Genomic DNA, 25,795 nt, shown 5'->3' with positions numbered 1-25,795 from the left:
GTCGTTACCCGAATCGTCAGTGAGTTACGGCACACTCCCAGGAATGACGGAAGGGATCAAGGAACAGGCCACCGGGCAACCGGAGCTCAAGCGGGCCATCGGACCGAAGCTTCTGCTGTTCTTTGTCGTGGGGGACATCCTCGGTACGACGATCTACGCACTGACCGGGCAGGTCGCCGGGAAGATCGGCGGCGCGCTGTGGTTGCCGTTCCTGATCGCGTTCGTGGTGGCCTTCATGACCGCGTTCAGCTACCTGGAACTGGTCGGCAAGTACCCGAAAGCGGCGGGCGCGGCGCTGTACACGCACCGGGCGTTCAAAATCCAGTTCCTCACGTTCATGGTCGCGTTCGCGGTGATGTGCTCCGGCATCACGTCGGCGTCCTCGGCCGCGGTCGCGTTCGGTGAGACCTACATGGTCAGAACTTTCGGCCTGACCGCCTCCGAACTGCGGACCACCCTGATCGCGATCCTGTTCGTGCTGCTGATCGCACTGATCAACTTCCGCGGGGTCAGCGAGTCGGTCAAGGCCAACGTGGTGCTCACGTGCGTCGAGCTGTCCGGTCTGCTGATCATCATCGCGGTCGGCGTGTACGCGGTCGCCAACGGCGACGGCGACAGCAGCAGGCTCACCGAGCTCAACACCGCGGACCAGACCTGGCTGGTCGCGATCAGTTCGGCGACCTCGCTGGCGTTCTTCGCGATGGTCGGGTTCGAGGACTCGGTCAACATGGCCGAGGAATGCCGCGAGCCTGCCCGGATCTTCCCGAAGGCGTTGCTGTGGGGCATGGTCATCGCGGCGACCATCTACATCCTCGTCGCGATCACGTCGTCGCTGCTGGTGCCCTCGGACCAGCTGAAGACGGCGGGCAGTTCGGCGCTGCTGAAGGTGCTCGACGTCGGTGCGCCGGGCTTCCCGCACGTGGTGTTCTCCGCGATCGGCATGCTCGCCGTGATCAACTCGGCGTTGATCAACATGATGATGGCGAGCCGGCTGCTCTACGGCATGGCCAACGAGCGGATCATCCCGCGCGCACTGGGGACCGTGCATCCGTTCCGGCGCACGCCGTGGGTGTCGATCCTGTTCACCACCGGGCTCGCGGTCATCTTGGTGTCCACAGTGGACATCGGCGGGCTCGGCGGGACCACGTCACTGCTGCTGCTCGCGGTCTTCACCATCGTCAACATCGCGGTTCTGGTGCTGCGCCGGGACAAGGTCGCGCACAAGCACTTCCGCACCCCGACCGTCGTGGCGGTCGTGGCGGCGTGCCTGTGTGCGTACCTCGTCATCCCCGGCCTGTCCGGCAGGCCGGACAGGGAGTACGGCGTCGCAGGCATCCTGCTCGGCGTCGGCCTGCTGCTCTGGGTGATCAACTACTTCTACACCAAGGCCAAGGGACAGAAGGTCGAGGTGAACCCGGAGGCCCTGGGCAAGGGCAGGGACTAGCGGTACCGCGCGAGTTCGGCCGGGTCGTGGGCGCTGAAGACCTCGACCCGGTCGCCGTGGTCCCGGACGAGTTCGCGGAGCCGTTGCTGGTTGTGCACCCGCGACGCGCGCTCGGTCTCCACGATCTTCTGGAACCGCGCCAGCCCCGGCGGGCAGTGCGGGTTGCGCCAGTCCATCTCGCTGTGCGAGAAGTAACCGTCGCCGCAGTGCAGCAACCACTTCTCCCCGGTGTCGACCGCCACCCCCGCGTGCCCGAGAGTGTGTCCGCGCAACGGAACGAGCAGGATCTCCTCCGGCAGGCCCTTGAGGTTGCGGACCGCGTCGAAGCCGAACCACTCGTCGCCGGTCGCGTCGTAGCTCTCGAAGTCCGCGTGTTCCCACTGTGCCTTGCGGAATCGTGAACGGTCCCTCGCGGTGGCCTGCGCCGTGGCGTTGCGCAGTTCCTCGGCGTAGATGTGCACCTTGGCATGCGGGAAGTCACGGAAACCACCGGCGTGGTCCAAATCCAGGTGCGTGGGAACGATGTGCCGGACGTCCTCGATCCGGTACCCGAGGCTGACGACCTGCCGCGCCGCCGTTTCCTCTTCTTTCAGAACAGGATTGGCCACGAGCCGGAACTCGCGGGTCAGCGAGCCGCCCGGGTTCGCGATGTCGTCGAGCCCGATGCCCGTGTCGACGAGAACCAGGCCGTCGTTCGTCTCGATCAGCAGGCAGTGGCAGATCATCGTGCCGCGCCGCAGGATGCCCGGCCTGCCGTCGAGCAGTTTGCCGCCGAACGGGTGCATGGTCCCGCAGTTGAGGTGGTGGACGCGCATCATCGCTCCTTCTCGATCAACAGCTTCAGGTGGTGCCCGACTTGCCTCAGCGGCGCCAGGTCCTTGCGCGTCCTGGCGAGCAGCAGTGCCCCCTCGATCGCCGCGAGAACGGTCGTCGCGAGCGCTTCGGCGTTCTTGATCCCTTGTTCTGCCAAGGAATCCGCGATGACACGTTCCCAGCCCGCGTAGGCGCCGTCGCACGCCTGCCGGATCTGTTCGCTGTCGGCCGCCGCGTCCAACGCGACTGTCGCGATCGGACATCCCTCCCGGAAGTCCGACTCGACAAGCCGTTTCCCCAGCAACTCCAGGACTTCGTCGAGCGACTGCGTCTGCCTGAACCGCTCGGACAGCTCACCGCCGGACAGTCGCAGCGACTCGACGGCCAGTTGCTCCTTGCCGCCCGGGAAGTGGAAGTACAGCGAGCCCTTCGGGGCGCCACCCTCGGCCAGCACCTGGTTCAGGCCCGTCGCGTGATACCCCTGGGTCCGGAACAGCGCCGCCGCTGTCTTCAGCACCCGCTCACGCGTGTCGTTCTTCTTGGGCATGCGGTGACTATACAGACTGGTCTACTACCGCGCGACCGGGGAATGGGCGCCGCCCGGATTAGGGCGGCGCCCGTGTGATCGGCAGTGGCGTGGGTTGCCGCGGTGGAGCTGGAGCGGTGGGCCTGGAACAAGTCGAGTTGGGGTAGCGGAGTTGGAGCGGCGGGCTTGCGGTAGCGCGCTTGGGGCGGTGGATCTGGACCTGGAACTGGCCGAGGAGCAGCCAGGTCCCCAGGTCAGCCCGGTGAGCGGCGGAAACTGTCAGACCCACGCGCTACCGTGAAAACAAGGGCTCCCCTGAATGGCGGGTTTTGTCGTTCTGCCGTTCAGGGGAGCCGGGTGCGTTATCGGGGCAGGGTGCAGCCCGATGCGGTGAGGGTGAACTGGTTGCCCGCGCCGATGCAGGCCGGGATGTTGTGGATCTGCTGGCCGTACTTGTAACCGGAGCGGACCGTCACCTGGCCGGACTGGCTGACCTCGCACGGGTTGTTCAGCGTGCAGCGGCCGCCGCTCTCGTTCGCCGTGTTGTTGACCGCGACGACCTTGCCCGAAGCGGTGTCGATCACCGGCGAGCCCGACGTGCCACCGATCGTGTTGCACGAGGACTGCGACGCGTAGCGCACCGAGTCACGCCACGTCCAGACGTCCTCTTTGAGCTGGTAGGCGAAACCGTCGATCCGGCAGTTGTAGATCCGCTTCCAGTAGCCCGACACGACCTGGATGCTCGTCCCAGCGGCCGGGCGCGTCGTGGTCAGTTCCAGCGCGCGGGAACCGTACTGCTGCTGGATCTGCGCGTACGTCTGGCTCAGTTGGTAGAAGGAGACGTCCGTGTCCTTCATCGTGGCGTAGGCCAGCTTGGTCGCGCGCAGCGTCCCGAGGTTCTGGCCCGCGCCGTTCAGCAGGGTGAACGTCCGCGTCGACGCCTGGTTGAGGATCACTTCGTTGGCGCCCATGAACTTCACGCAGTGTCCGTTGGACATCACCAGCGCCGGGTCGGTGTCCTTCGCGGCGGGCGGCCGCACGACCGAGCCGGAGCAGTTGCTCAGTGCCACGATGCCGGTGAAGTCGGCCTGGACGGCACTGGCCGGGACGGCCGCGAGAGCGCTGATCGACAGGGCTGCGAAGAGCGTGCCAGCAACACGCTTGAACATGGCAGGGTCCTTCCGAAATCGCAGGGACCTCCAGCGTCAACGCTCCGCGTGCCGAGTACCACCCGCCGTTAGGCTGCAAATCATGAGTCTGGAGATCGTGCACGGCGCCGCTCGGGCCGTGATCACTGAAACCGGCGCGGGCCTGCGGGCCTACGAAGTCGACGGCGTGCCGTACAGCGAGACTTTCGGTTACGGCGAGACGCCACCGTTCGGCGCCGGCGTGGTGTTGGTGCCGTGGCCGAACCGGACAGCGGGCGGCCGATGGCACCTCGACGGCGAGCTTCAGCAGCTGGACGTCACCGAGCCCGCGCGCGGCAACGCCATCCACGGCCTGGTTCGACGTCTACAGTGGACGGTCCTGGAGCATGTGGCGTCGTCGGTCTCCCTTGAGGTCGAGATCGAGCCGCAGGCCGGTTGGCCCGTCCGGCTGCGCACCACGGTCCAGTACGCGCTGGACGACACCGGGCTCACCGTTACGCACGGAGTGCATAACATCGGCGACCGGCCGACGCCGTTCGGTGTCGGTACCCACCCGTATCCCCGCGCGGGCAATGACGCGACAGACTCGTGCACGTTGCAGCTGGCTGCGACGACTGTGCTGCCGTTGGACCCCGATCGGATGGTCCCGAACGGGCCTGCTGTTCCCGTCGTGGGCACCGAGTACGACTTCCTTGCCCCGCGGCCGCTGCGTGGCGTGCAGCTGGACACCCCGTTCGGTGGTTGCCTGCCCGGGGAAGATGGTCTTGTCCGGCACGTGGTGTCGGGCCCGTCCGGTGGCGTCGAGCTGTGGGCCGATCCCGACTTCAAGTGGGTTCAGGTGTTCACGCCCGGCGACTACCCCGGGCGCGGCCGGGCGATCGCCGTCGAGCCGATGACGTGCCCGCCGGACGCGCTGAACTCGGGCACGGACCTGATCACGCTGGCGCCCGGGGAGTCCTGGGCGGGACGCTGGGGAATCACCCCGCTAAGTACCTGAAGTACTTGACGTACCTGACCATGGTCGGCGAAAATGGACCCCGACCGAGAGGGAACGTCATGCACTTCGACAGTTACACCGACGCCCGCACCCATCTCAAGGACCTGCTGGACGCGGCGGAAAAAGGACGGGTGGCGACCATCCGCCGCGACCACGCACGCACCGCGGTGGTCGATGTCGTTCGGCTGCAACACGTCTTGGTCAGCATGAACCAGCCCCGGGCTCACGTGGTCGCGGAGTCCGGCGGCTGGTCCGTGTTCATCCCCGGGTTACCGATCTCGGCCGACGGTGCGACTTTCGACGAGGCCATCGCCGAGATGATCACGTCGTTGCGCGAGTACGCCCAAGACTGGCAGGAGCGGCTCTTGGAAACCCCCAACCACCGTGACAACTGGGGCCTCGTCCAGCTGATCGGCCTGAGCGACGACGCCCAGCTCCGCGAATGGCTGGTTGGGGTCGCTGAGTGAGCGAGCAGGCGCCGACCCCGGCCGACCACGACCGCTTCTGCACGAACGAAGGGTGGATAGGCGTCCGCTCCGCGGGTCGTACCACCTACGAGCTCGGCTTACCCGATGGACGCGTCCTGCGCACCCGCCTCTCGGCCAGGGACACGTCGTACGGGCCCGAACTGTGGCACCACATCCTGCGTGACCAACTGGAGGTCGACGAACCGACGTTCTGGGCCTGCGTCCACGACAACGAGAAGCCCGACCGCGGTATCGCCAAACCCCGCCCCGACGCCCTCCCCGTCGACCTGGTCCACCTGCTCATCACCCGCCTAGGCCTCTCCGAGCGAGCGGTCGCCGCCATGACCAGAAAGGAAGCCATAGCCCGAATAGACGCCTACTGGGAACAGTCCGACACCCTCTGACCCACTCCAGCACCTCGTGTCGACCTTTCCGGCACCCCGTGTCCGCCTTTCCGGCACCCCGTGTCCGCCTTTCCGGCACCCCGTGTCGACCTTTCCGGCACCGTGTGTCCGCTCGGTGTAGGCCTCATGGAGGAACGGACCGTCGGCGGGTCCATCTTGGACGCGACCACCACAAGACGGGCCCAGTTGCGCAAGATGGCTTGTGCGACAAGGAGAAACGTCACAGGAGCCTTCGCGCTGACGCGTCCTACCGGGCCGAGTGGATCAGGGGCCGCGGCCGCGCCAGTGCGCCTTTGGCCCTGTGTCACGGACTTCCGGCGAAGTGGACGTACGGGACGAACACGGACGCACGCTGCCATGGCGGACGAAGCACCATCGAGATCCGGCTCCGGCGGGGCGAAACAGCCGTCGTCCCACCTCGCGGCAGCAGCCCGGACGTGCCGCTGGGAGATGTTCCGGCTGCCGGTTCCGCACCCCGACCGGGTCCGGACTAGTACGGTGTCCATCCGTGACAGTCGCAATCACGGGTGGATACGTTGTACCTGTAACGAGCGAGCCCATCGAGGGCGGCATCGTGCTGATCGAGAACGGCAAGATCGTCGCGGTCGGTGCGGATGCCGATGTCGATGTGCCGGACGACGCCGAGATCGTCGACGCGTCGGGCTCGTGGGTGCTGCCGGGTTTTGTCGAGGCGCACGCGCACGCCGGTATCGGTGAGGAAGGTCTCGGCTGGGAGGGCCGTGACTACAACGAGATGACCGACCCGAACGGCGCCAGGCTGCGGGCGATCGACGGGATCAACCCCGACGACCAGGGCCTGCGGGACGCGCTGGCCGGTGGGGTCACCACGCTGGTCGTCAAGCCCGGCTCGGGCAACCCGATCGGCGGGCAGACGGCCGCGATCAAGGCGTGGGGCCGCACGGTCGACGAAATGCTGATCCGCACCCCGTGCAGCGTGAAGAGCGCGCTCGGGGAGAACCCGAAGCGGGTCTACGGCGAGCAGAAGAAACTCCCGTCGACCAGGCTCGGCGTCGCAGCGGTGATCCGTGACGCGCTGACCCAGGCCCAGGACTACGTCAAGAAGCGTGACCAGGCGGCCAGCGAGGACAAGCCGTTCGACCGCGACAACACCCTGGAGACGCTGGCGCTGGTGCTCAGCGGCGAGGTCCCGTGGTGCCAGCACAGCCACCGGGCCGACGACATCGCCACCGCGATCAGGCTCGCCGACGAGTTCGGCTACCGCCTGGTGCTCAACCACGGTACGGAAGGGCACCTGATCGCCGACCTGATCGCCGAGCGCGGCATCCCGGTGATCATCGGCCCGCTGTTCACCAGCCGCAGCAAGGTCGAGGTCAACCGCCGCTCGTTGCGCAACCCCGGCATCCTGGCACGGGCCGGCGTGAAGATCGCGATCACCACGGACCACCCGGTCGTGCCGATCGACTTCCTGGTGCACCAGGCGACCCTGTGCGTGAAGGAAGGCCTCGACACGGACACGGCCCTGCGCTCGATCACGATCAACCCCGCCGAGATCCTGAGCCTCGACGACCGGGTCGGCGCTCTCAAGCCCGGCCTGGACGCGGATGTGGTGATCTGGTCCGGTGATCCTCTGGATGTGATGAGCCGCGCGGTCCGCGTCTTCATCGAGGGCAACGAGGTCTACCACTACGACGACGCCAAGGGCGAAGGCATCACCAAGAGCCCGTTCTACAGCGAGCGATGACGGCGTGAAGGCCGCCTTGCCGACCGTTTCGGCGAGGTGGTCTACACGGCTTTGGGCGGCCACGGCCCCCCGATTTCCAGCGTACTCAGAGGGGCCGACAATTCCGGCTCGGCTGTGAGTGGGGCTGTGGACAAGAGCGGCTTGTGGATAACTGTGGCGTACCGCGCGACAGCCCGCCGGTTTTGTCAGACCTTTTCGTTACGCTGGAATTTGGGGCCGGAGGCCGCAGTCGCCAACTCGCTCGGTCGATGTGGGCTCAAAACTGTGAAAAGGATGTCCTGTCCGGCGCGTCCGCTCCCTGTCATACGGGAGGGAGCGAACGCGAAGGCCCGCTCGGCGTCGGCGAGCAGGGGGTCAAGCCTTGTTCCGCAGTTCCCGGGCGATCACCATGCGCTGGATCTGGTTCGTGCCTTCGAAGATCTGCGGGACCTTCGCTTCCCGCATGTAGCGCTCCACGGGGAAGTCCTTTGTGTATCCGGCGCCACCCAGGACCTGCACCGCGTCGGTGGTCACCTTCATCGCCGCGTCCGTGGCCACCAGCTTCGCGATGGACGCCTGCCTCTTGAACGGCAGGCCACGGTCTCGGCGCCGCGCCGCTTCCAGGTACGTCGCCCGTGCGGACTCCACCGCGGCTGCCATGTCGGCGAGCAGGAATTCCATTCCCTGGAACTCGATGATCGACCGGCCGAACTGACTGCGTTCCTTCGCGTAGCGCACGGCCTCGTCCAACGCTGCCTGGGCCAGGCCGACCGCGCAGGCCGCGATGCCCAGGCGCCCGGAGTTCAGGGCCGACAGGGCGATCTTCAGGCCGATGCCTTCCTCGCCCAGGCGCCGTCCCGTGGACACCCGCGCGCCGTCGAAGATCATTTGCGCTGTGGTCGACGCCGTCATGCCCATTTTGCGTTCGGGGGCGGAGGCGGACAGGCCTGGTGTGTCCGCGGGGACGAGCAGGCAGCTGATGCCACGGCCGCCGTCCGGGGATGTCCGCACCATGGTCGTGTAGAAATCTGCCTGGCCGCCGTGGGTGATCCATGCCTTCGTGCCCGTGACCACGTAGTCAGGGCCGTCGAGGACCGCACGGGTCGACAGCGCGGCCGCGTCGGAGCCCGCGTGGGTCTCGGACAGCGCGTACGCGCCGAGCAGGTCACCGCCCAGCATGTCGGGGAGCCACTCGTCGCGCTGCGAGTCGGTTCCGTACTCGGCGAGGGCGTAGCAGGACATCGTGTGCACGGACAGGCCGACGCCCACGGTCATCCAGGCGGCCGCGATTTCCTCGAGAACCTGCAGGTACACCTCGTACGACACTCCACCGCCGCCCCATCGCTCCGGGTACGGCAGGCCGAGCAGGCCTGATCGGCCGAGCAGCCGGAACTGTTCCCGCGGGAAGAGCTCCTTCTCCTCGTACTCGCCGGCCTTGGGGGCCAGTTCGTTGGCGGCTATGTCCCGTGCCAAGGCGATGAGGTCCTCCGCCTCGGTGTCCGGGAGCAGACGTTCGACTGCCATCGCGGGATCTCCGTATGTATGCAGTGCTAGAGGACAGCCCAGGCTACCGTCCGGGGTAGGTTGTCGGCCGTGATCGTTGTCGCTGGCGAGGCACTCGTCGATCTCGTGCCCGCGAAGTCCACACTCGACGGTGAGCCTGGCGCGCTGTTGCCACGCCTGGGCGGCGGCCCGTACAACGTCGCCGTCACGGTGGGTCGCCTCGGCGCTCCGGTGAGTTTCCTGTCCCGGATCTCGTCGGACGACTTCGGCGAGGCCCTCGTGCACCGGCTCAATCTGTCCAATGTAGATACTACGTACCTGCAGCGTGGGCCCGAGCCGACCACCTTGGCGGTGACCAGCCTCGGGCCGGACGGTGGCGCGCGCTACACGTTCTACTCCGAAGGCACGGCCGACCGGCTCTTCGAGGCACCGGGCGACCTGCCTGAGATGACCATGCTGTCGCTGGGCACCAACTCGCTCGTGCTCGAGCCGGGTGCCAGCGCGTACGAGCAGGTCATGCGCAGGACCGACGCCCTGACGGTGCTCGACCCGAACGTGCGGCCGATGCTCATCGACGACCCCGGCGCCTACCGGGACCGGTTCGCGAGCTGGCTGCCGGACGTCGACCTGCTCAAGCTGTCCGAGGAGGACGCCGAGTGGATCGCCGGAAAAGACGCCCTCGAGGCGGTCCGGGAATGGCGGCAGCGCGGCCCGGCCACCGTTGTGCTCACCCGCGGCTCGAAAGGATTAGCCGTTGTCACCGGTTCCGGTGAACTGGTCGAGGTTCCGGCTACACGCGCGCAAGTCGTCGACACGATCGGGGCAGGCGACACGGTTCACGGCGCACTGCTCGCCTGGTTGTATACAAAAGGCGTCCGTTCGGTCGAACACCTGCGCGAACTGGACGGCGACGCCTGGCGGGAGGCATTGCGGTATGCCGGTGCGGCGGCGGCGATAACGGTGTCGCGGGCCGGTGCCGAGCCGCCCTATGCGGCTGAACTGGGCTTGATCCTCTGAATCGTTCTGTGAATCGATGTGAGAAGCGTCCCACCAGCGTGTCTTAACTTACGCCGCACTGGGCGATTCGCGTCGAGAGCACTAGCGTTGGGGGTTGACAGGACCCCAATGGGGCGGTGCTGCGGTGCGGCGATCGATCAGACCGCGTGCACGTGGCTGATTCGCCAGATCCACCGCCCTGACCGATCGGGAGAGGGACGTTCATGCCCGACGCGACGACCGCGCCGCAATCCGGTACTCGTACCGTCGCGCTTCACCACGACGGCGGCGAGCTTGAGATGGCGGTAGTACCCGCCACCGAGGGCTCGAACGGAATCGAGCTCGGCAAACTGCTGGCGAAAACCGGACTGGTCACACTGGACCCCGGCTTCGTCAACACCGCCGCCTGCTCCTCGGAGATCACGTACATCGACGGTGACGCGGGCATCCTGCGTTACCGCGGATATCCGATCGAGCAGCTCGCCGAGCGCTCCACCTTCATCGAGGTCAGCTACCTGCTGATCTACGGTGAGCTGCCGTCGAAGCAGCAGCTCGCCGACTTCACCCAGAAGATCAGCAGGCACACCCTGCTGCACGAGGACCTGAAGAGGTTCTTCGACGGCTTCCCGCGGGACGCGCACCCGATGCCGGTGCTGTCCTCCGCGGTGTCCGCACTGTCCACGTTCTACCCGGAGACCCTCAAGCCGGTCACCGAGGAACGGACCGAGATCGCCACCATCCGGCTGCTGGCCAAGCTGCCGACCATCGCGGCCTACGCGTACAAGAAGTCGGTCGGCCAGCCGTTCCTCTACCCGGACAACTCGCTGGGCCTGGTGGAGAACTTCCTGCGGATGACCTTCGGCTTCCCGGCCGAGCCGTACGACGTGGACCCGGACCTGGCCCGCGCGCTGGACCTGCTGTTCATCCTGCACGCCGACCACGAGCAGAACTGCTCCACGTCGACCGTGCGCCTGGTCGGCTCGTCCGAGGCGAACCTGTTCGCCAGCATCTCGGCGGGCATCAACGCCCTGTTCGGCCCGCTGCACGGCGGCGCGAACAGCGCGGTGCTGGAGATGCTCGAGGGCATCCGGGACTCGGGCGGCGACGTGAAGTCGTTCGTCACGAAGGTCAAGAACAAAGAAGAAGGCGTGAAGCTGATGGGCTTCGGCCACCGGGTCTACAAGAACTACGACCCGCGGGCCGCGATCATCAAGAAGACCGCCGACGAGATCCTCGGCAAGCTGGGCGGCGACGACAGCCTGCTCGACATCGCCAAGCAGCTGGAGGAGCACGCCCTCGCGGACGACTACTTCATCCAGCGCAAGCTCTACCCGAACGTGGACTTCTACACCGGGTTGATCTACCGCGCGATGGGCTTCCCGACGAAGTTCTTCACGGTGCTGTTCGCACTGGGCCGGCTGCCCGGCTGGATCGCGCACTGGCGCGAGATGACCAACGACCCGGCGACCAAGATCGGCCGCCCGCGTCAGGTCTACATCGGACCCAAGCAGCGGGACTACGTCGCGATGGACGCCCGGGCGTAGCAAGGGAAAGCGCGTGTCCACCGTGCCGGAACGGTGGACACGCGCCTCCGGTACCGCTGAGTTCTCGTTGGCCCGCTACAACGCCCGCACGAGCTGGCCGGCAATCAAGACGACACCGCTTCACGCAGCTTGACGCGGCTTCCGGTGCGTAGCACGGCATTGCGGTAAATTCGGCCGCCGAGCCACGCCACCAGCGCGATACCGCCGAGCGACAGCAGGATCGCCAACGCCTGCATCCAGATCGGCGCGAGGCCGAGCGCGGTCAGGCCGGGCATCAGGATCGGCGAGAACGGCGGCAGCAACGCCATCACGGTGGTCAGCGCGCCGTCGCTGTTGCTGATCAACAGGTTGATGGCGAAGACGAAGCCGATCACGATCACCATGGTGACCGGGGTGAGCACGCTCTGGGTGTCCTCCTGCCGCGACACCAACGAGCCGAGCGCGGCGAAAATGGTGGCGTAGAAGAAGAAGCCGAGCAGGTACCAGAGCAGCCCGGCGAGCATGCCGCCGACCGCGGCACCGGAGATGGTCAGCGCCCCGGTCGCCAGCCCGGCGACCACGCCGACCACACCGATGATCGCGAACTGGATCAGCCCGACCAGCCCGAGCCCGAGCACCTTGCCGGCCAGCAACTGCCAGGGCCGCACGGTCGCCAGCAGCAGTTCGACCACCCGGCTGGACTTCTCCTCGACCACGCCCTGCGCGACCATCTGGCCGTAGATCATCAGGGCCATGTAGAGCAGGAACGCCACGATCAGGCCGATCACCAGCCGCTGGCCCTGGTCGTCGCCCCGGGGTTCGAGCTGCTTGACGGTCACCTGCGCGGCCGCCGCGGTGCCGAGGACCTCCTTGGGATCCAGGTCGGCCGCGGCCAGTTCTGAGGTCAGGATCTCCTGGCGCATCAGGCCGTTGAGCGTGTTGCGCAGCTCGGTGTTCAAGGTGTCCTTGACGGTCACCTGGAGTGAGCCGACCGGTCCGGTGACCAACGCGTCCAGGTCGTTGTCACGGACCTGTTGCTCGCCCTGCGCCGGCTCGGCGATGTCGACGATCTCGACCCGATGACCCAGTTGCTTGGCCGATTCCACGATCTGCGGCCCCAGCGCGGTCGCCTGGCCGCTCAGCCCGACCTCGCTGCGGCCGCCGTCGTCGAACGTGGAGCTCTGCAGCAGCACGAAAGCCGCGAGCACGACGACCGAGACGATCGTGCTGAGCACAAAGGACCGGGTGCGCAGCTTGGTGTTCAGCTCGCGCCCGGCGACCAGCAACACCGCCTGAGCGGGCTTGAGCTCAGTGCCGACGCTCGATCGCGCAAGCGGACCTTCGGTCACTGCCCCTCCTTGACGACATTGCGGAACAACTCCGCCAGCGACGGACGGCGTCGGCTGAACTCATGCACTGGGCCGGTGTCCAGTGCGGCTCGCAGCACTTGCTGATCGTCGGTGTCGTCGTTGATCCGCAGCGTGGTGTGTCCGTCCTGTTCGGACACCACGGTCACGCCCGGAATCGAAGCAGCCCAACCGGCCGGTGCCTTGGGCGCGTGCACGACGAGTTCCGAGGCGCCCGACGAACGCAGGGCTTCGACCGTGTCGCAGGCCACCATCGTGCCCTTGTTCACGATCCCGACACGGTCACACAACCTCTGCACCAGATCGAGTTGGTGGCTGGAGAACACAACGGGGATGCCTTCGGCCGCTTTTTCCTTCAGCACCTGGCTCATCACGTCCACCGCGACCGGGTCCAGGCCGGAGAACGGCTCGTCCAGCACGAGCACCTCGGGGTTGTGCACCAGCGCCGCGGCGAGCTGGACGCGCTGTTGGTTGCCCAGGCTCAGTTTCTGCACTTCGTCCAGCCGCCGCTCCCGCAGGCCGAGCCGGACGATCCAGTCGTCCGCGGCGCGATGGGCGTCGTTGGCCGCGAGGCCGTGCAGCTTGGCCAGGTAGACCAGCTGGTCGAGGACCTTCATCTTCGGGTACAGGCCGCGTTCCTCAGGCATGTAGCCGAACCGGCGGCGCATGCTGAGGGTGACCGGTTCGCCCGCCCAGCGCACCGCGCCGGTGTCGGCTTCGAGCACGCCCAGCGCGATGCGCATGGTCGTGGTCTTGCCCGCGCCGTTGCTGCCGACGAACCCGAAGAGTTCACCGGGCCGTACCTCGAACGTCATGTCTGACAAGGCGACGACGTCGCCGTAGCGCTTGGAGACGTGGTCGATCTCCAGTCCCGCCTCAGGCACCATCGATCCTTCCTCGCTGGACGTACCCCCAGTATCCAGCCTGGACCCCGTCCGTGCTCAAGACCCTCGTGAGTGTTTGTACGGGTTAGAACCCGTATAAACACTCACGATGTCTACCAGGGGGTTCGCTTCGGCCGGAACGAGGCCCACACGGCTGCGGCGGTGCAGCACGTCCTCGGCGTCCAGCGCGCCCTCGTGCTCGACGGCCCAAATTACCTCGGCCGCCGTGAGGTCCGGGTGCAGCCGCGTCGGGTCCAGCTTGGCCACCTGCACGGCTTCCGTGCCGTACTTGGCGATCAGCCTAGCCGGTGCGTCGATTCGGGTGAGTCGCCCGCGTGCCGTGGCACCGACGAGCGGAATGTCCTTGGTACGTGCCGGAACCGTGGTGAGCCCGGTGGCGTCGACCGCGTCGGCGGCCATTCGGCGGTACGTCGTGAACTTGCCGCCGACAACGGTGATCACGCCGTTGGGCGCGGTCAGCACGGCGTGCCGCCGGGAAAGGTCGGCGCTCGCGCCTGATGCGTCGAGCAACGGACGCAGTCCGGCGTACGCACCCAGCACGTCAGCGCGGGTGAGCGGCCGTTCGAGCACCGAAGACGCGACCGAGAGCAGGAAGTCCACATCGGAGTCCGGTGCCGTGGGCACGTCCGGGATCTCGCCGTCCACCGGCTCGTCGGTCAGCCCGATGTGGATCCGGCCGTCCACCTGGGGCAGAACGAGCGCGAACCGGTTGCGGGAACCGGGAATCGGCACGGTCAGCGACGTCCCCGTGATCCCGGTGGACGCCAGCACGACGTGCGTGCCGCGCGACGGGCGCAACCGCACGGCCGGAACGAGCTGACCTGCCCAAACGCCGGTCGCGTTGATCACTTTCCTGGCCCGGACGTCAAATTCCGACCCGGTCAGCGTGTCCCGCAGCCGCGCGCCGTCGCCGTCGAGCGAAACGGCCTTGGTCCTGGTCAGGATTCTGGCGCCGAACCCGGCGGCGGTCCTGGCCAGTGCGACCACGAACCGTGCGTCGTCGATCACCTGACCGTCATACGAGAGCAGGCCGCCCCGCAGACCTTCGCGCTTCAACCCGGGCGCCAGCGCGAGCGCTTCGGCCGCGGGCACGCGCCGTGGCCTCGGAAGCAGAGCGGAAGGCGTCCGCGCCAACCGGCGCAGCACGTCGCCCGCCTGCAGGCCGGTCATCGCCAGCGTGCCGGAAACGCCTTCGTGCAAGGGAATGAGCTGGGGGAGCGGCCTGGTGAGGTGTGGCGCGGTGCGGGTCATCACGATTCCGCGCTCGACCGCGCTCTCGTACGCGAGTCCGACGTCGCCGTTTGCCAGGTACCGAAGCCCGCCGTGGATCAGCTTGCTCGACCACCTGGACGTACCGAACGCCAGGTCGTGCGCCTCGGCCAGGACCACCGACAGGCCACGGGAAGCGGCGTCCAGCGCGACACCGGCGCCGGTCACCCCGCCGCCGATGACCAGCACGTCGACGACGTCCTTGGCCGCTTCGGTCATGTCGGCGGTCCGCCGCCGCGCGTTGAGCGAGGTGTTCACCGATGCTCCAAGGCACCGTGCAGCATCGTGCCCAGTTCGGTGAGCAGCGCGTCTTTGTCCACATCGGACGTGGCAGGTCGCAGCGAGAGGACGAAGGACTGGATGACCAGCAGGACCGCCCGCGACTGCGTGGGTACGTCGGCGACCCGGATGGAGCCGTCCTGGTGCCCCGCCTTCAGCTGGTCGGCGATGAACTGCTCAGTCAGCCGTTGCGTGCTGCCCAGCCGCTGCACCACGTACGGCAGGATCAGTTCGGGTTCAAGGTCCAGCGCCGCCCGCATGATTGGGTTGTCCACGAGCACCCGGATGCCGGTCGTCAGGCCGGTCACCAGCCGCTCGCGAGCCGCCGGCGCGGTCAACGACGCCGAGATCTCGGCGAGCAGCCCGCCGAACTCCCTGGTCATCAGGGCCGCGATCAGGCTGCGCACGTCCGGGAACCGGCGGTACAGCGTCATCCGGCTGACCTGGGCACGCCGGGCGACCTCGGTGAGGGTGGTCCGGCCGACGCCGATGGCCAGCACGCAGCTGCGTGCCGCGTCGAGGAGCACGTCGTCGTCGACTCGATAGGTGTGACGTTGTGACGTCATGTGTCACACTGTACCCATGGCGATCCGAACCGACCAGCTCCTCAGGTCCGCGTGGACGGCCGACCAGGTCGAGTTGCCGCCGCACACGCTGCGCTGGCTCCGGCAGGAGACCGGTCTGACGGACGCCTGGACGCCGACGAAGCCGCTCACCGCGCCGCCGTCGGAACTGCCCGACAAGGCGCGCGAGGTGCTGACCGGGATCGTCGGCGCCGAGCACGTGCTCACCGACGAGGCGAGCAGGCTTGGCCGCACCGGTGGCCTGTCGTACCTGGATCTCCTGGCGCACAAGGGGGTCGGTGAGATTTCGGTGCCGGACGCGGTGGTGCTGCCCGCCGACCCGAGCGAGGTCGCCGCCGTGGTCCAGGCCTGCGCGGAGCTCGGGCTGACCATCGTTCCGTTCGGTGGCGGGACTTCCGTGGTCGGCGGTGTGCAGGCGGCGAACCGTGCGATCGTGCTCGACCTCGCACGGCTGGACCGGTTGGTGCTGGTGGACGAGGTGTCCCGGCTGGCCGTGTTCCAGGCCGGTGTGCGGGCGCCGGACGCCGAGAAAGCCCTGGCGGAGTACGGATTGACGCTCGGGCACGTGCCGCAGTCGTTCGAACGGGCCACCATCGGCGGGTTCGCCGCGACCCGGTCCGCCGGCCAGGCCTCGTCGGGCTACGGCCGATTCGAGGACATGGTCGAGGGTATCCGCGTCGCCACGCCGCGCGGTGAGTTGCGGTTCGGCGTCGCACCGGCATCAGCCGCGGGCCCGGATCTGCGGCATCTGGTGATCGGCAGCGAAGGCGCGTTCGGGGTGATCACCGAAGTGACGGTGCGCGTGCGTCCGCTGCCGAAAGTCCGTCGCTACGAAGGTTTTGTGGTGGACGGCTGGGAGCGGGGCGCGGAGATCGTCCGGCGGCTGGCGCAGGATCGCGTGCTCGCGGACGTGACTCGTCTGTCCGATGTGGACGAGACGCGGGTGTCGTTCGCGCTGGCCGGTGGCCTGAAAGCCGCCGGGTTGCGGGCTTACCTCAGGGCGCGCGGAATCCGGCGGCCCTGCATGCTGATCGTCGGCTGGGAGGCCCAGGACCAGCGGGAACTGGCGACGCGGCGGGCCGCGACGATCAGCAGGCTGCGCGGTGCGGTCCGGCTGGGCCGCGTGCTGGGCGAGGCGTGGCGGCACGGGCGGTTCAACGGCCCCCGCCAACGTGACGCGTTGATGAACGTCGGCGTGTGCGTGGAAACCCTGGAAACCGCAACGCACTGGTCGCAGCTCGACGAGTTGTACGACAAAGTCCGGCTGGCGTTGACCGACTCGCTGGGGCGCGCGATCGTCATGTGCCATATCTCGCACGCGTACGAAACCGGGGCTTCGCTGTATTTCACGGTGATCACGCCGAGGTCCGTCGACGATCCGGCCGGGCAGTGGCTGCGCGCCAAAGCCGCGGCGTGCGAGGCGATCTCCGGGCTCGGCACGATCTCGCACCACCACGCCGTCGGCGTCGATCACGCTCCTTATCTGACCGCCGAGATCGGCGATCTCGGCACGGAAGTCCTTGCCGCGGTGAAGAACACGCTCGACCCGGCCGGGATTCTCAACCCCGGCAAGCTCATAGCTCCCTAGCCGACTCGTTGGCGGCGTTCGTCGCCTTCGTGCACGGGTCGGACGTCCCGCCCACCTCGATCCGGGTGGTGAAGTAGGACTGTTCGAGCACGGGCCGGACAAGCACCATGACCTCACAGCGGTCCTGCTGTTCGGGCTCCTGGTGACGCATGCCCTCCTTGCCGCCGACGGTGAGCGGTTCGCCGTGCACGTGCCCGGCCATGTTCTCGATCTCATGGCTGATCAACAGGGTGCCGTCGGTCCCGGTCAGCTCACAGTTGATCAGCGTCGGGCGCCGGGCCTGCGTGAGGGCGCCGATCTGCTGGGTGAACCGCTCGACCGGCTGGCAGGGGTCCTTGCCGTGGAACGGCGACACGGCCGGGTTCTGCGGCAGCGTCCGCATCCGAGGGGCGACGGCCGTGGCCACATCGCGGGCCTGCGCGCACTGTTTCTCGTAGTCAGTGCCCTCGATGGAGATGCTGACCCCGAGTTCGCCCGCGGTCTTGACCGTGACCGTGCAGCCCGAGTCCTGGAAGGCGCTCAGGCCGGTGAGATCAACCGGTTTGGCGTCGGGCCCGACGCGCTCGCCGACGGCTGCCCGTGTGGTGTAAGGCGGCCCGTCCGGCGGCGTGATCGTGACGACGCAGTTGTGCGCGCTCGCACCGCTGAAGGTGCGGGCACCCACTGTCCCGAGCTTCGACAGCGCGGCCTCGTCGAGGATCGCGCAGGAGTCGACGATCCGGAACGAGGCCCATTCGTCCGGCGGCAACGGCACGGACGCGGTGGACTGGACTGGTTGCGCGGAGCACCCCGCGAGCAGGAGCAGGGTGACGATCACGGTGTGCGCTCGAACCCTCATACACCGTGATAGTACCTAATGGTCCAGACCTATTCGAGCCTTGATTTCCGCCTGCGCACCGCGCCGAGCCAGATCCAGCCGATCATTCCGCCGAAGAACAGCGTCCACGCGGGCATCGCGCGGGCGTCGATGCCGCGATCGCACATGGCCACGTACTCGGCCAGGATCGGCCGTTCGGGGTAGCCGAGGCTCGCGGCGAGGCGTGGCGTCTCGACACCGCCGAGGGTGTTACCGCAGCTCACCTTGACCGTGGCGGTGGTGTCCAGCGTGGCGACGCGGACCGGGAGCAGGCCCAGCAGCAGCCCGACGACCAGCGCGATGGACGCGAGCGACGCGACGAACACCCGCGGCGGCACAGTGATCTTGTCCAGCGGATCTTCCTCGATGTGCTGCGTCGTGGCCGGCGGGACGATCTCTGTCGACATGGCGACAGGGTGCCTCTTTTCCCCGGCCTGCGGGTAACGAACGGACTACTTGTAATACGCGCTTCCATCGATCGCGCCGTGCCGGCAGACCGATCCGAAGCCGAACGTCACCGTGAACGGCTCGGTCTCGTCCGGCGGAATCACCTTCGCACCTGCGGATTCAGGCTCGCATGGCCCGGTGGTCGGTTCGGTGCCGTCCGGCACCATGCCCCAGTGCAGGTTCTTGTACGCCTGCTGCCCCGGCTCCAGCGTGACCAGCGCCGGACCCGGGTCCGGCTTGCGGGTCAGCTTGGTCGGCGTCGGGTTGCCGTTGGCGTCTGTCAGCTGCAGGCCGCCGTAACCGTACAAAGTGCACGCTTTCGAACTGGTGTTGGTGACGACCAGCTTGGCGTACCGGTTGCCCGCCGCCGCGTCGCCGCCCTGGATCTCGCCCTTCAGCACGGTCGGGCCGCAGCGTGCGGTCTGGCTGCCGCGCGCGACGCTTTCCGGGCGCTCCGGGCCGGCCGACGTCGCCGGTGGCATGGACGGCGGTGCCGGTGTCTCGGTGACCGTCACGGTTCGCGGCGGCTGGGTTGTCGTGGTCTCCCCGCCGCACGCGGCCAGCGTGCCGGCTGCGACCACCGTCACCCCCACGGCCAGCGCCTTGTAGTGGGCCATGCTGCCACCTCCGTAACGTTGCTATCCGGTCCTACCAGTAAGAACGGGTACCCGCACGGCGAAGTGTGAGCGTTCACGCGCTCAGGCGAATTTCCACAGATAGGCCCAGCAAATCGTCCCGTCCGGCAGCGTCACCCGGATTCGCCGGTATTCGTCACCCTCGTAGGAATCCAAAGTGGCCAGTGCGGCTTTCGGGCTGCGCAACGGCAGAACCCAGCCGGGCACCTGATCCGTGCCGCGTTTGAGGCCGGGGTAGCCGAAGCCGGTGTCGAACACCTCGCCGGTGACGCTCGCCGGGTACGGCTCACCGTCCACCCAGGGCTCGACCAGGTCCCACGCGGATTCGCCGGGTTTGAGCGTGCCGTAGACGAAAACCCGGGGCGGGAACTCCTCGGGTCCCGGTTCTCCGTCCACAACGGACACATCGAGGCCCATCACCGGGGCCGCGGTGCCGACCAGGCGGCGAGCCTGGTCCTGGCCGAGCTCGGCCAGCCGGACCGGGGCGCCGGAAACGAGCAGGGGCCACCGGATCTCGGCCTTGCCGGTGTACGCCAGCGGCCCGTCCCACACGCTGCCGTCCTCCAGTTCGACCCGGCCGGAATACAAGCGGGACAACTGGTATCGATCACCCCGGCCTTCGCACACGTCCAGCACCCTGACCTGGGCGGGATCGGCCATCCACACGGCGTGGACCTCGGTGACGCCCGGCATCGCGGTCAACGTGACCGGTCGTTGCGTGTCCACGACCCGCAACCCGGCGGCCCAGACCGCGGACAGGCCCGTGCACGTCGCGCGCAGCACGACGACCGGTCCGTCCAAGCCGAGGTTCTCCCGCAGCCAGGTGATCTTGCTCGGGTTGGCGTTGGAGCCGTACGTCAGAACCGGAACGCGTTCGGCGAGCGTGGGCGCGTTGTGCTTGGTCAGCCACTCGTCCAGGTCGTCGTCCGGGGCGATCCGCCAGCCCTTGCCGTCGAGGTGGACGTAGGAGAAGGGCGGGCGTGTGCCCGGGTACGGCGCGGCAGGGTAGTCGGCGTCGGTGAACGTGCTCACAATGGCTGGGCGGCTTTGCGCTGGTCGTACTCCACCTGTGCCTTCTCGAACTCGGCCCACCGGTCGCCGATCAGGTCGAACAGGGTGTTCACGGCCTTCGCGGCGGCCTCGCCGAGGTCGGTCAGGCTGTAGTCGACGTGCGGCGGGATGACGGGGTGCACGACGCGGCGGACGATGCCGTCCCGCTCAAGCGCCTGCAGCGTCTGCGCCAGCATCTTCTCGCTGACGCCGCCGATCGCCCGGCGCAGCTCGCTGAACCGCAGAGTGCCTTCCCGCAGCAGCATGACCTGGATGAGCACGCCCCAGCGGCTCGACAGGTGTTCCATGACCGCCCTCGACGGACAGTTCATGTCGAAGACGTCGACCAAGGCACTTTCCATGAAGTAAGTATATGACAGCAAAGTGGGTACTTACCGCGAGTTAGTACCCTGCTTACAGTTAGTGTCATGACACTCTTGTTGACCGGGGCGAACGGCCAGCTCGGCACTTTGATCAAAAAGCACCTGACGGAACGCGGCGCGGCGTTCGTGGTGGGTTCACGCACGCCGTCACCGGACGGCCGGGTCGTGGACTTCGCCGACCCCGCGGGCATGGAGCAGGCGTTCGCCGGCGTGACCACCCTGATCCTGATCTCGACCAGTGGGGGCGACCGCGTCACGCTGCATGGCAACGCCGTCACGGCGGCCAAGAAGGCAGGCGTCCGGCACATCATCTACACGAGTGTGACCGACGCGCCCACGTCACCGCTCGCCCTCGCCGCTGACCACAAGGCAACCGAGGAAGCGATCGTCGACTCCGGCATCGCGTACACGTTCCTGCGCAACAACATGTACCACGAGAACTACACCGGTCAGCTCGCGCACGCCGACGGCACCTTCCTGACCTCCGCCGGTTCCGGCCTGCTCGCCTCGGCCGCCCGCGACGACTTCGCTTTGGCCGCAGCGGTTGTCGCGACGACGCCCGGCCACGAGAACACGGCCTACGAACTCACCGGATCGACCGCGTGGACGTTCGACACGTTCGCCGAGCTGGTCGCCGAGATCTCCGGCGAACCGTTCGTGCACAAGAGCATTCCGGCCGAGGACCTGCGTGCGGGCTACATCGCCGCCGGGCTTCCGCCCGAGGCGGCGGACTTGTACACCGACATCCACGTGCACATCGAGCGGGGCGCCCTGGCCGAGGTCCGGCCGGACCTGGAGAAGCTGATCGGCCGCCCGGCCACCCCGGTCGCCGACGCGATCCGCGCGGCACTCGGCAAGTAACCGCGTGGGCGCTTCGCGTTCGCTCCCGCCGCCCGGCCGGGGGCGAACGCGCCCGTCCCGAAGCCCAAAGTTGAGCACTTTCCCGTGTGAGAACTCAAGTTTGTGCTCACGTCCACAGTGGAGCCAAGAGGCTCGGCAGCTACCTTCGGAGTAGTGACTTTTCTTCATGTTCTCCGGCAGGATCGGCGCATGGCCACCCTTAGCCGTCGTCGTCTGCTGACTGCCACTGGTGCGTTGGGTCTGCTCGCCGCCACTCCGGCGCAAGCCCGCGACCACGCGTCGCGTGAAACGATCAAGCGCACGGTCAATCCCGCCGGAACGACGCTGGAAGTCGTCGGTGTGCCGGCGGGCACCGGCTTCCGGCGTCTGGTCCCGGGGCCGGGCTGGCCGCTCGTCGTGCGCCCCGACCTCGTCGAACCGCGGACCGGCCGGGACGACCGGCGGACCGCGCTCACCTCGTTCGTGCAGCTCACCGACATGCACGTGATCGACGCGCAAAGCCCGGCGCGGGTCGAGTACGTGCACCCGTTCATCGGGTCCGCACATCGTCCACAAGAGACATTGGGAACGCAGGGCGCCGCCGCGCTGATCAAGCGGGTCAACGCGACGCGGGGCCCCTACACCGGGCGGCCGTTCGACTTCGTGCTCAGCACGGGCGACAACACCGACAACCACGAGCTCGTCGAGCTCGACTGGTTCCTGACCATCCTCAACGGTGGCACGATCACGCCCGACACCGGTGATCCCGCGCGGTTCGAAGGCGTGCAGAACTCGCGGTCGAAGCTCTACTGGAACCCCGGCGACAGTGTCGCGGACATGTACAAGGACAAGGGCTTCCCGCAGATGCCGGAGCTGCTCGCCAACGCCGTCAAGCCGTTCACCAGTCCCGGCCTGAACCGGCCCTGGTACAGCGTTTTCGGCAACCACGACGACAGCGTGCAAGGCACGTTCCCCAGTGGTGTGCCGTTGGTCGACGCCCTCTACACCGGTTCGTTCAAGATCGAGGGCTTCTCCTCCCAGTCGGACGCCGCCAAACTCGCCGAGGCCATGCGCACGTCGCCGCTCAGGGCCGTCGAACTGCTGCTGAGTTTCAGCGGACCGGTCCGCCGGGTCACGCCGGACGCGCGCCGAAGGCCCTTCACGCCGAAGGAGTACGTCGCCGCGCACCGCGATCCGCGCAACACCGGCCCCGGCCCGGCCGGTCACGGTTTCGGACCCGCCAACGCCACGGGCCGCGACCTCTACTACACGTTCCCGATCGCGCCCGGTGTCGTCGGCATCGGTATGGACACGACCAACCGCGCCGGACTGGCGGACGGTTCGCTGGGCGACGGACAGTTCAAGCGGATCGAGCGCACGCTGGAAGCGGGCAGCTCCCGCTACTACGACACCAAAGGCGATCTGGTCCGCACGAGTGCCGCGGACACGTTGTTCATCCTGTTCAGCCACCACACGAGCACCACGATGGACAACCTGTTGCCGGACCCGACGAACCTGCTCGAACCGAGGCGGGACGGCAAGGCGTTGGTCGCGTTGCTCAACCGGTTCCCGAACGTCGTCGCGTGGGTGAACGGCCACTCGCACCGCAACGCGATCACCGCACATCGCGGCGCCACGCCCGCGCAGGGGTTCTGGGAGATCAACACCGCCTCGCACATCGACTTCCCGCAGCACGCGAGGATCATCGAGCTGACCGACAACGGCGACGGCACGCTGTCGTTGTTCACCACCCTCATCGAGGCCGACAGCCCGTACGAGGCCGACTACGGCGACAGCTCGCCTGCCGGGCTGGCGTCGCTGTACCGGCAGATCTCACTCAACGACCTGCACAGGGATCCCGGGCTGATGGGCGCGGCCGTCGACCACAACACGGAACTGGTCCTGGCGAAACCGTTCTGACCAGGCGGGAACCGCTGGAGTGTGGTGCTATGGGGAGCGGCGCAACCGCCGGGTGATCGCTATGGTCAGGGCCTCGTTCCCAGGAGGTGACTCCCGCTGCCCGCCGATTTCGACGAGCCGGCCGCAGGCCGCTCCCGCAAGCTCAACGCGACCTCGTACGTCGTTCTCGGCATGCTCTCGTACGGTCCGGCCACGAGCTACGAGCTCAAACAACGGGTCGGCCGGACCGTCGGCAACTTCTGGGCGTTCGCGCACTCGCAGCTGTACGACGAACCCGCCCGGCTGGCCGCGGCCGGCCTGGTCACCCAGACCACCGAGAAGGGCGGCAGACGCAAAAGGACGTACGCGATCACCGACGAGGGCCGCAAAGCGCTGGCCGACTGGCTCGCCGAGCCCACCCTTGAGCAGACCGAGGTCCGGGACACCGGTCTGCTCAAGCTGTTCTTCGGAGTCAGCGCGACGCCCGACGACATCCGCCGACTGGCCAGAGACCGTTACCGGTCGCACCGGGCCCGTGCGGACGGCTACGACCAGCAGCGCGCCCAGATCGAGGCGGTGGCCGACCGGTGGCAGCTCAAGACCCTGGAGCTGGGGCTGCGCTACGAGCGCACGGTGGAGCAGTTCTGGAAGGACTTCCTGGACGAGCTCGACCGTGATCCACCCTGACAGCTGTTTACATGATCTATCACAATGATGAAAATATCTCCCACGGATCCGAGGGAGACGCCATGACCCGCTTAGCCCTGCTGACCATAGCCACCCTGCTGTCGTTGCCCGTCCTTCCCGCGACGGCGGCCCAGCCGCAGGCGCCGGTCGACTTCCACTCGTGGCAGAAGCACGACTTCTTCTTCGCGGGCCAGCGCGACGGCCTGATCCCGACCCTGCGCGGCCTGCGGATCGGGCGCCCGGCGGGCACGATCGACCATACAGAGCCGGACATGGGCACCCGCGCGTACGAGTACGGCACGTGGACGTCGCCGTACTACCGCCAGGGATTCGACGCGACGCAGCTCGTCGCCTCGTGGAACGCCACCACGCCCAAGGGCACTTGGCTGCGCGTGGACATGCGCGGGAAGACGGCGTCCGGGGCCGAGACCATCTGGTACGGCATGGGCCGATGGGCCCTGCCCGACACGGACATCCGCCGCACGAGCCTGCCGCAGCAGACTGACGAGCACGGCTACATCGACGTCGACACGTTCGTCGCTCGGTCGCCGCTGCGCGCCTACCAGCTCCGCGTGACGCTCTACCGTGCCGCGGGAACCGACGAATCGCCGACGTTGTCCATGGCCGGCGCGATGACGTCCGCGATCCCGGACCGCTTCACGGTTCCGACGAGCCCGAATGCCGGTGCCTGGGGCATCGAGCTGACGGTGCCGCGGTACTCCCAGAACATCCACATCGGACAGTATCCGGAGTACGGCGGCGGCGGTGAGGCCTGGTGCAGCCCGACCTCGACGCAGATGGTCGTGGAGTACTGGGGAAAGCGGCCCTCCCCAGAGGATCTGGCATGGGTCGATCCGTCCTATGCGGACCCGAGCGTCGACCACGCGGCCCGGTTCACCTACGACAAGGACTACGACGGAACGGGCAACTGGCCGTTCAACACCGCCTACGCGGCGACGTACGGCCTGAAGGCGCACGTGACCCGGCTGCGCTCGCTCGCCGAGCTGGAGCGGTACATCAGGCGCGGCATCCCGGTGATCACCTCGCAGTCGTTCCTGGCTTCGGAGCTCGATGGCGCGGGCTACGGCACGGCCGGCCACATCATGGTGGTCATCGGCTTCACGAAGGACGGCGACGTGATCGTCAACGACCCGGCGTCCGCCAGCAACGACCGTGTCCGCAACGTCTACAAGCGAGCCCAGTTCGAAAACATCTGGCAACGCACCAAGCGGTACCGCACGGACGGTTCGGTCGCGGGAGGTCCCGGCGGCATCGCCTACATCATCACCCCATGACCCCCTCGTGAGTGTTTATCCGGGTTAGAACCCAGATCCACCGATGGGTTTTGTTGGTGATCTTGGTCGTGGGTGGTTGTGTTGGTGGGCCGGTGGTTTCTGTCGTGGGCGTGCGGGAGCCGCTGGTCTGCCCAGCTTTTCCACTGTGAGTTGTTGGGGCGGGGGTGCCTTGGTGGGTGGTCAATGCT

Annotated in this window: 25 protein-coding genes; 12 read left to right on the top strand and 13 right to left on the bottom strand. The window is 67.6% G+C overall.

The genetic code is table 11. The features are described 5' to 3' along the window. Window positions 1–43 precede the first annotated feature (43 nt). Entirely contained in the window at window positions 44–1,444 is a 1,401-nt protein-coding gene (locus GC106_RS37395) for an APC family permease (protein WP_173140384.1), read from the top strand. Here the strand turns inward: GC106_RS37395 and GC106_RS37390 are convergent. From GC106_RS37390 to GC106_RS37380, 3 genes are all read right to left on the bottom strand, one after another. Further along, entirely contained in the window at window positions 1,441–2,259 is an 819-nt protein-coding gene (locus tag GC106_RS37390) for an MBL fold metallo-hydrolase (RefSeq protein WP_173140382.1), read from the bottom strand. The two genes, GC106_RS37395 and GC106_RS37390, sit on opposite strands and share 4 nt — an antisense overlap. Continuing rightward, window positions 2,259–2,804, bottom strand: coding sequence for a TetR/AcrR family transcriptional regulator (locus GC106_RS37385; protein ID WP_173140380.1), 546 nt, complete (start codon window positions 2,802–2,804; stop codon window positions 2,259–2,261). Before GC106_RS37385 ends, GC106_RS37390 begins: the two co-directional genes overlap by 1 nt. Before the next feature lie 341 nt (window positions 2,805–3,145). Beyond that, the gene (locus GC106_RS37380) at window positions 3,146–3,952 is read right to left on the bottom strand and encodes a S1 family peptidase (RefSeq protein ID WP_173140378.1); all 807 of its coding nucleotides are present in this window, start codon (window positions 3,950–3,952) and stop codon (window positions 3,146–3,148) included. An 82-nt stretch (window positions 3,953–4,034) separates the two neighbouring features. On the opposite strand from GC106_RS37380, the gene GC106_RS37375 reads away from it, so the two are divergent. The 4 genes from GC106_RS37375 (at window position 4,035) to GC106_RS37360 (ending at window position 7,522) form a co-directional block, all read left to right on the top strand. After that, the gene (locus GC106_RS37375; RefSeq protein WP_173140376.1) at window positions 4,035–4,928 is read left to right on the top strand and encodes an aldose 1-epimerase family protein; all 894 of its coding nucleotides are present in this window, start codon (window positions 4,035–4,037) and stop codon (window positions 4,926–4,928) included. 59 nt (window positions 4,929–4,987) lie between these two features. Further along, window positions 4,988–5,395, top strand: coding sequence for a RelB antitoxin-like protein (locus GC106_RS37370; protein ID WP_246367739.1), 408 nt, complete (start codon window positions 4,988–4,990; stop codon window positions 5,393–5,395). Next, window positions 5,392–5,799 carry a cytotoxic translational repressor of toxin-antitoxin stability system gene (locus tag GC106_RS37365; RefSeq protein WP_173140374.1) on the top strand — a complete coding sequence of 136 codons (408 nt, stop codon included), beginning with the start codon at window positions 5,392–5,394 and terminating at the stop codon, window positions 5,797–5,799. Before GC106_RS37370 ends, GC106_RS37365 begins: the two co-directional genes overlap by 4 nt. A gap of 508 nt (window positions 5,800–6,307) precedes the next feature. Beyond that, a complete protein-coding gene (locus GC106_RS37360; protein ID WP_173140372.1) occupies window positions 6,308–7,522 on the top strand; it encodes an amidohydrolase in 1,215 nt (404 codons plus the stop codon). 354 nt (window positions 7,523–7,876) lie between these two features. On the opposite strand, the gene GC106_RS37355 is transcribed toward GC106_RS37360, so the two are convergent. Then, the gene (locus GC106_RS37355) at window positions 7,877–9,025 is read right to left on the bottom strand and encodes an acyl-CoA dehydrogenase family protein (protein ID WP_173140370.1); all 1,149 of its coding nucleotides are present in this window, start codon (window positions 9,023–9,025) and stop codon (window positions 7,877–7,879) included. Between the two features lie 69 nt (window positions 9,026–9,094). Here GC106_RS37355 and GC106_RS37350 point away from each other — a divergent pair, with 69 nt between their 5' ends. Together GC106_RS37350 and GC106_RS37345 are read left to right on the top strand one after the other, a co-directional pair. After that, window positions 9,095–10,021, top strand: coding sequence for a carbohydrate kinase family protein (locus tag GC106_RS37350; protein WP_173140368.1), 927 nt, complete (start codon window positions 9,095–9,097; stop codon window positions 10,019–10,021). A 203-nt stretch (window positions 10,022–10,224) separates the two neighbouring features. Further along, window positions 10,225–11,544 carry a citrate synthase gene (locus GC106_RS37345; RefSeq protein ID WP_173140366.1) on the top strand — a complete coding sequence of 440 codons (1,320 nt, stop codon included), beginning with the start codon at window positions 10,225–10,227 and terminating at the stop codon, window positions 11,542–11,544. A 104-nt stretch (window positions 11,545–11,648) separates the two neighbouring features. On the opposite strand, the gene GC106_RS37340 is transcribed toward GC106_RS37345, so the two are convergent. The 4 genes from GC106_RS37340 to GC106_RS37325 are packed head-to-tail and all read right to left on the bottom strand — an operon-like array spanning window position 11,649 to window position 15,909. Next, entirely contained in the window at window positions 11,649–12,872 is a 1,224-nt protein-coding gene (locus tag GC106_RS37340) for an ABC transporter permease (protein ID WP_173140364.1), read from the bottom strand. Further along, entirely contained in the window at window positions 12,869–13,777 is a 909-nt protein-coding gene (locus tag GC106_RS37335) for an ABC transporter ATP-binding protein (RefSeq protein ID WP_217281442.1), read from the bottom strand. The genes GC106_RS37340 and GC106_RS37335 overlap by 4 nt, the downstream gene beginning before the upstream one ends. A 54-nt stretch (window positions 13,778–13,831) precedes the next feature. Continuing rightward, on the bottom strand, window positions 13,832–15,283 hold the full coding sequence (locus GC106_RS37330) for a glycerol-3-phosphate dehydrogenase/oxidase (protein WP_173140535.1): 1,452 nt from the start codon (window positions 15,281–15,283) through the stop codon (window positions 13,832–13,834). 35 nt (window positions 15,284–15,318) lie between these two features. After that, window positions 15,319–15,909, bottom strand: coding sequence for a TetR/AcrR family transcriptional regulator (locus GC106_RS37325; protein ID WP_173140360.1), 591 nt, complete (start codon window positions 15,907–15,909; stop codon window positions 15,319–15,321). A gap of 16 nt (window positions 15,910–15,925) precedes the next feature. Here GC106_RS37325 and GC106_RS37320 point away from each other — a divergent pair, with 16 nt between their 5' ends. Continuing rightward, a complete protein-coding gene (locus GC106_RS37320) occupies window positions 15,926–17,515 on the top strand; it encodes an FAD-binding oxidoreductase (protein WP_246367738.1) in 1,590 nt (529 codons plus the stop codon). Here GC106_RS37320 and GC106_RS37315 read toward each other — a convergent pair. The 5 genes from GC106_RS37315 to GC106_RS37295 all read right to left on the bottom strand — a co-directional run bounded on the left by GC106_RS37315 (window position 17,502) and on the right by GC106_RS37295 (window position 20,865). Then, a complete protein-coding gene (locus GC106_RS37315) occupies window positions 17,502–18,353 on the bottom strand; it encodes a DUF3558 domain-containing protein (RefSeq protein WP_173140357.1) in 852 nt (283 codons plus the stop codon). The two genes, GC106_RS37320 and GC106_RS37315, sit on opposite strands and share 14 nt — an antisense overlap. A 29-nt stretch (window positions 18,354–18,382) precedes the next feature. Continuing rightward, window positions 18,383–18,778 (bottom strand): hypothetical protein, encoded by a 396-nt coding sequence (locus GC106_RS37310; protein WP_173140355.1) that lies wholly within the window; start codon window positions 18,776–18,778, stop codon window positions 18,383–18,385. A 45-nt stretch (window positions 18,779–18,823) separates the two neighbouring features. Then, on the bottom strand, window positions 18,824–19,435 hold the full coding sequence (locus tag GC106_RS37305; protein WP_173140353.1) for a DUF4232 domain-containing protein: 612 nt from the start codon (window positions 19,433–19,435) through the stop codon (window positions 18,824–18,826). An 81-nt stretch (window positions 19,436–19,516) separates the two neighbouring features. Continuing rightward, entirely contained in the window at window positions 19,517–20,485 is a 969-nt protein-coding gene (locus GC106_RS49540) for a gamma-glutamylcyclotransferase family protein (protein ID WP_312873189.1), read from the bottom strand. Then, window positions 20,482–20,865 (bottom strand): winged helix-turn-helix transcriptional regulator, encoded by a 384-nt coding sequence (locus GC106_RS37295; RefSeq protein ID WP_173140351.1) that lies wholly within the window; start codon window positions 20,863–20,865, stop codon window positions 20,482–20,484. The genes GC106_RS49540 and GC106_RS37295 overlap by 4 nt, the downstream gene beginning before the upstream one ends. A gap of 66 nt (window positions 20,866–20,931) precedes the next feature. Between GC106_RS37295 and GC106_RS37290 the strand changes: the two genes are divergently transcribed. The 4 genes from GC106_RS37290 to GC106_RS37275 all read left to right on the top strand — a co-directional run bounded on the left by GC106_RS37290 (window position 20,932) and on the right by GC106_RS37275 (window position 25,607). Further along, complete coding sequence (locus GC106_RS37290) at window positions 20,932–21,747, top strand: NAD(P)H-binding protein (RefSeq protein WP_173140349.1); 816 nt, start codon at window positions 20,932–20,934, stop codon at window positions 21,745–21,747. Between the two features lie 189 nt (window positions 21,748–21,936). Beyond that, window positions 21,937–23,646 (top strand): TIGR03767 family metallophosphoesterase, encoded by a 1,710-nt coding sequence (locus GC106_RS37285; protein ID WP_173140347.1) that lies wholly within the window; start codon window positions 21,937–21,939, stop codon window positions 23,644–23,646. A 171-nt stretch (window positions 23,647–23,817) separates the two neighbouring features. After that, window positions 23,818–24,312 carry a PadR family transcriptional regulator gene (locus GC106_RS37280; protein ID WP_173140345.1) on the top strand — a complete coding sequence of 165 codons (495 nt, stop codon included), beginning with the start codon at window positions 23,818–23,820 and terminating at the stop codon, window positions 24,310–24,312. Between the two features lie 62 nt (window positions 24,313–24,374). Next, on the top strand, window positions 24,375–25,607 hold the full coding sequence (locus GC106_RS37275) for a C39 family peptidase (RefSeq protein ID WP_173140343.1): 1,233 nt from the start codon (window positions 24,375–24,377) through the stop codon (window positions 25,605–25,607). Window positions 25,608–25,795: the final 188 nt, after the last annotated feature.

The organism is Kibdelosporangium persicum (assembly GCF_013280595.1).
Classification (GTDB): domain Bacteria; phylum Actinomycetota; class Actinomycetes; order Mycobacteriales; family Pseudonocardiaceae; genus Kibdelosporangium; species Kibdelosporangium persicum.
The sequence above is the reverse complement of the archived record's forward strand: the minus strand, read 5'-3'. Positions and strand labels throughout refer to the sequence as shown.